Below are 4,599 nucleotides of genomic sequence, written 5' to 3'. Positions count from 1 at the left end.
CTATGAAAACTTGACAGATACGTATTAAATCGCTAATTGCAAGATAGATTAATTCATTGTATACTGAACTCGAATAATTTAATAACGACTCGTCTTTAGTCCCCAGATTAAAGACATTAAGAGAGTACTAGCCATCTTCTACTAGGGCCTGTCACAATGACATGAAGAAGTTGGTTAGTACTCTTTTATTTTTTAGGAGGTTTTAATATGAATGTTGAAGTAAAAACACTAAGTGAAATGACAGCTCAAGAATGGTGCAAATTGGCGGAGAAACGGATAAAAGTATTTGTTGTTGAGCAAGAATGTCCTTATCAAGAAATCGATGAACAGGATTATCAAGCTCACCATTTAATGTTAAAGGACGAGCGAGGAGAATTAGTGGGTTATACGCGAATTATGGCTAAGGATAGCTCTCATGCGACTTTTGGCCGCGTATTAGTTTTAAAACAATTTCGTGGACATGAATACGGCCGTCAGCTAGTTCAGGCAACGATCGATGAAACTAAGCGTCTTTTCCCAAATAAGACAATTCAGATTCAAGCTCAAGCATATCTTAAAGAATTTTACGCATCGTTTGGATTTAAGTCGATTTCAGATGTTTACCTTGAAGATAATATCCCGCACTTAGATATGGTATTGGATTAATTGTGAAGAAAATACTAATAGAATAGTAATTTTGCATTAAAGTAAGATAATTATTAATTTGTTGTGTGCGCTTCCATGATATAGTGAGGATATTGAACTGACACTATCAAATAAGGAGGCAGAATATTATGGCAAAGACATTTACAAGAGAAGAATTAAAAAAATATGATGGGCAAAACGGAAATCCAGCTTATGTAGCAATTAATAATCGTGTCTATGATGTAACTCATATTCCTGCATGGCAAGATGGTACCCATCATGGAAATAAGGCAGGATTGGATTTGACAGATGTTCTGTTTAATTACTCTCCGCATAAAGATCGGGTGTTGGCCAAATTACCGTTAGTAGGACAATTAGTGTAAGAAAGACTGGGTTTATCTTAGTCTTTTTTTATAAAATTAAATTATTGTATTTCTAGTCATTGGAGTGCTTTTAGTTTATTTAAATAATAGTGTTATATTTAAAATAATAATGGACTTTAGGAGGAACAACTCATGGCTGAGAAAAAATTTACACGAGATGAATTAGCTAAATATAATGGTGATGGCGAAAAACCACATTACATGGCAATTGATGGGTTAGTTTATGACATTACAGATGCTCCTAAAAAAGGAATCAGCATAAAAGAGTTAATGGAAGTCGTTTTTGGCCGTTCAAAAGAAAAAGATGAAATTCTAAAAAAGTTAACAGTTGTCGGAAAATTAGCTGATTAAGGAGTAGGTTGGATGGCAAATCAAACATTTACCAGAGATGAGTTGCGTAAATATAATGGACAGAATGGAGCAGCTGCATATATTGCAATCGATGGAATTGTTTACGATGTGACTCATAGTCCTGCTTGGAAAAATGGGATTCATCATGGATATCAAGCCGGTTATGATTTAACGGATGCACTGTATAAGGTTTCTCCCCATAAAGACCGCGTATTGGCAAATCTACCCAAGGTGGGGACTTTAGTCGGAGAAGAATAAATAGCAGGAACTCTCAAAAGTATCTTGAGTCCCTGCTATTATTCATTTGAAATTATCCCCAAACTTCTGTAGCAATCTCTTTAACAAGTGCAATCTTTTTCCATTGTTGTTCTTCTGTTAAAATATTTCCTTCTTCAGTTGATGCAAAACCACATTGAGGACTAAGACAGAGCTTATCTAATGGATGGAATTGCGCAGCTTCATGGATTCGTTTGATAATTGCTGCCTTATCTTCAAGTTCACCTGATTTTGAAGTAATTAAACCAAGAACAACGTATTTATCATCAGGAACTTTGCTAAGTGGTTCAAATCCGCCAGCACGTTCACTATCGTATTCAAGATAGAAGGCATTGACATTTTCCTTAGCAAATAGCGTATCGGCAACTGGTCCATAACCACCAGCAGCAGCCCAGGTTGAGTGGTAGTTTCCGCGGCAAACGTGGGTATTAATTGTTAAGTCGGCAGGTAAATTAGCAATTGCCTCATTATTTACTTTTAAGAATCGCTTTTGAAGGGCTTCAAGCTGAGATACATCAGCATTGGGGTCTTTTTTCTTTAGGTTAGCAAAGGCGTTAACAGAAATTCCCCATGTACAGTCATCTAGTTGAAGAGTACGACAACCAGCAGCATAAAGATCTTCAATCACTTGATGATAAGCAACTGCAACGTCATGATCTAAATCTTCTTGGTTGGGATAAAATTCTTTAGCATTAGCTTGATTTTCGGGACGAAGAAATTCTTCTAAAAATTGTGCTGGCGCAGGAATAGTTTGTTTAACTTGAACGCCATCAGAAGTATGAGCTTGGGTAAATTTGAAATGTTCGACAAAGGGATGGTTTTCGCCGGAGATTTTTCCCGTAATTTGAGCAGTTTCAGGACGAGTCTCTTCATCTGCAAACTTATAGCCTTCCTTTAAAGTGGCTTTTTTAACGCCATTTAATCCCCAGAAGAAGTCAAGGTGCCACCAACTACGCCGAAATTCACCGTCAGTAACTGCTTTTAAGCCAGCAGCTTCTTCTTGTTTAATCAAATTAATAATTGCTTTATCTTCAACAGCTGTTAAGTCTGCTTGTGTTATTTCGCCGTTTGCAAATTTTGCGCGAGCTTCTTTTAGCTCTTGAGGACGAAGGAAACTTCCAACGATGTCATAACGAAATGGTGATGTAGTACGTGTAGTGAATTCAGTCATAGTAAATCGATCCTTTCTATTCGTGATGGGTTCAAGAATTGAAGCAATAAAAAAGCCCCTAGGAAAAATATTTCTACTTTTCCTAGGGACGTTGATTAATCAATAGTTAATTAACGTGTTACCACCCTAATTTGATAGCATCTCACAATACTATCCTCAATAGGTACACTGATGGAAGCTATACCCAGACGTTTTATCGGTCGTCAATCGTGAACTACTTATATAAAATACTCGTAATTCGTGAAGCTCCAAGACCATCTTCGTCTCAGTCTCTTATGTCACTTCTCATCAACCGCGATTCTCTGTAATAAGATTCTAAGATTACTCATCTTTTCTAAGCTGTTTCTCATTTGTTTGTCATTATAATACGCGGATGAAATATGAATGTCAAGATAATTTATGACAAAAAATAAATCTTGACATTTACAACCTAAAGTATTAAATTAGATAAAAATTAAAATGTGATTATAAAAAACACGTTGAAAAGAAGAGTAATTATGAGTGGATTAGCAGAGAGTCCTTGGTTGATGGAAAAGGATAACCTGCTTATAATGAAAATCACTTTGAGTGCCATGATGAAATTAGTAATTAATGGTGGGATCAGCCCATTATAGCTGACGTGTTTAATGGAAACATTGAACATTTGAGGCTAATAATGCGAATTATTGGCAAATTAAGGTGGTACCACGCAAAAAGCGTCCTTAGGTTAAGTTGTTTAATCTAAGGACGCTTTTTTATAGTCATAAAAAAGGAGAGAGAATTATGAAATTTACAGTAGTTGGTGCAGGTGCAATGGGATTACGGTTTGGTGTTCTATTACAAGAAGCAGGTAATGAAGTTGATTTTGTTGAAGGATGGTTACCACATTACAACAAGATGAAAGAACAAGGAGGAGTTTATGTAACTCGCGAGCATAAAAATAGACACCTTGTTCCTGTTAATGTTTATACACCTGAAGAATACAATGCTACAGATGCTGATTTTGTTTTCTTTGAATTAAAACAAATGCAGTTAGATGATATGTTAAAACGTTGTGAACATTTCTTGAAGGATCAATATGCGATGACAGCGATGAATGGAATGGGACATGTTGAAAAATTATTGAAGTATTTCCCAAAAGAAAAAGTAGTTGCTGGAACTGCATTAGTAGCAACTATTTTAACCAAACCTGGCGAAGTCGAATTTGTTGGCGAACGAGGGATGGGAACGACTAATTGGGCTAATTATACTGAAAAGCCTGATGAGAAGACACAAGCGTTAATGGCAGAACTCAAAAAAGCAAACTTTAATCCATCCCTTAAAGATGATTTTATGGGAACGTTGATGGCAAAAGTGGTCTTTAATTCAGTCGTTAATACCCTTTGTACTATGTTTGAAATTACAATGGGTGAGTATGCGGCGTTTGATAAGGCTGATGAACTATCTCGGCAATTAATCGATGAAGCATATGATGTCTGTGAACGTGCAGGGGTACAATTGGTTAATACGCGAGCAGAAGAGCTAGAAAGTGTAAATTATGTCTCTAAAGTTGGCTGTCCGCATCACTATCCTTCAATGTACCAAGATATGAGTCATAATCGTCCAGTGGAAGTTGATTATATCAATGGTTACTTTGTTAAGCTGGGTCGCCAATATAATTATGAAGCCAAAACTCATAATTTTGTTACTAATTTAGTCCACTTAGCGGAAACAACTCGTCAAAATCGAAGTGCTAAATAATATTAAAATGAGGCTGGGAAAAAACTCCTAGTCCAAAATAAAAACCGGATGATGAATTTTTTGAACAATTCATCA

Annotated in this window: 6 protein-coding genes and 1 other annotated feature; of the genes, 5 read left to right on the top strand and 1 reads right to left on the bottom strand. The window is 36.1% G+C overall.

The genetic code is table 11. The features are described 5' to 3' along the window. Positions 1 to 207: 207 nt before the first annotated feature. From AACL61_RS03320 to AACL61_RS03305, 4 genes are all read left to right on the top strand, one after another. Positions 208 to 645, top strand: a complete 438-nt coding sequence (locus tag AACL61_RS03320; protein WP_339110996.1) for a GNAT family N-acetyltransferase — start codon at positions 208 to 210, stop codon at positions 643 to 645. A gap of 128 nt (positions 646 to 773) precedes the next feature. After that, a complete protein-coding gene (locus AACL61_RS03315) occupies positions 774 to 1,007 on the top strand; it encodes a cytochrome b5 domain-containing protein (protein WP_003669379.1) in 234 nt (77 codons plus the stop codon). Positions 1,008 to 1,139: 132 nt separating this feature from the next. Continuing rightward, positions 1,140 to 1,358, top strand: coding sequence for a cytochrome b5-like heme/steroid binding domain-containing protein (locus AACL61_RS03310; RefSeq protein ID WP_003665104.1), 219 nt, complete (start codon positions 1,140 to 1,142; stop codon positions 1,356 to 1,358). A gap of 12 nt (positions 1,359 to 1,370) precedes the next feature. Then, a complete protein-coding gene (locus AACL61_RS03305) occupies positions 1,371 to 1,616 on the top strand; it encodes a cytochrome b5 domain-containing protein (protein WP_003669378.1) in 246 nt (81 codons plus the stop codon). Between the two features lie 52 nt (positions 1,617 to 1,668). Here the strand turns inward: AACL61_RS03305 and AACL61_RS03300 are convergent, their stop codons facing one another. Then, on the bottom strand, positions 1,669 to 2,805 hold the full coding sequence (locus AACL61_RS03300) for a 5-methyltetrahydropteroyltriglutamate--homocysteine S-methyltransferase (RefSeq protein ID WP_086142420.1): 1,137 nt from the start codon (positions 2,803 to 2,805) through the stop codon (positions 1,669 to 1,671). 470 nt (positions 2,806 to 3,275) lie between these two features. After that, positions 3,276 to 3,511: a binding site (T-box leader), on the top strand. Between the two features lie 56 nt (positions 3,512 to 3,567). Between AACL61_RS03300 and AACL61_RS03295 the strand changes: the two genes are divergently transcribed. Beyond that, the gene (locus AACL61_RS03295; protein WP_086142655.1) at positions 3,568 to 4,524 is read left to right on the top strand and encodes a ketopantoate reductase family protein; all 957 of its coding nucleotides are present in this window, start codon (positions 3,568 to 3,570) and stop codon (positions 4,522 to 4,524) included. Positions 4,525 to 4,599: the final 75 nt, after the last annotated feature.

Source organism: Limosilactobacillus reuteri subsp. porcinus, assembly GCF_036621895.1.
In the GTDB taxonomy this organism is placed as follows: domain Bacteria; phylum Bacillota; class Bacilli; order Lactobacillales; family Lactobacillaceae; genus Limosilactobacillus; species Limosilactobacillus reuteri_J.
The sequence above is the reverse complement of the archived record's forward strand: the minus strand, read 5'-3'. Positions and strand labels throughout refer to the sequence as shown.

What these genes read in the sequence shown, in the direction of transcription:
- AACL61_RS03315 (WP_003669379.1), top strand. Translation starts at nt 774, where the DNA reads ATGGCAAAGACATTTACAAGAGAAGAATTAAAAAAATATGATGGGCAA.
- AACL61_RS03310 (WP_003665104.1), top strand. Translation starts at nt 1,140, where the DNA reads ATGGCTGAGAAAAAATTTACACGAGATGAATTAGCTAAATATAATGGT.
- AACL61_RS03305 (WP_003669378.1), top strand. Translation starts at nt 1,371, where the DNA reads ATGGCAAATCAAACATTTACCAGAGATGAGTTGCGTAAATATAATGGA.
- AACL61_RS03320 (WP_339110996.1), top strand. Translation starts at nt 208, where the DNA reads ATGAATGTTGAAGTAAAAACACTAAGTGAAATGACAGCTCAAGAATGG.
- AACL61_RS03295 (WP_086142655.1), top strand. Translation starts at nt 3,568, where the DNA reads ATGAAATTTACAGTAGTTGGTGCAGGTGCAATGGGATTACGGTTTGGT.
- AACL61_RS03300 (WP_086142420.1), bottom strand. Translation starts at nt 2,805, where the DNA reads ATGACTGAATTCACTACACGTACTACATCACCATTTCGTTATGACATC.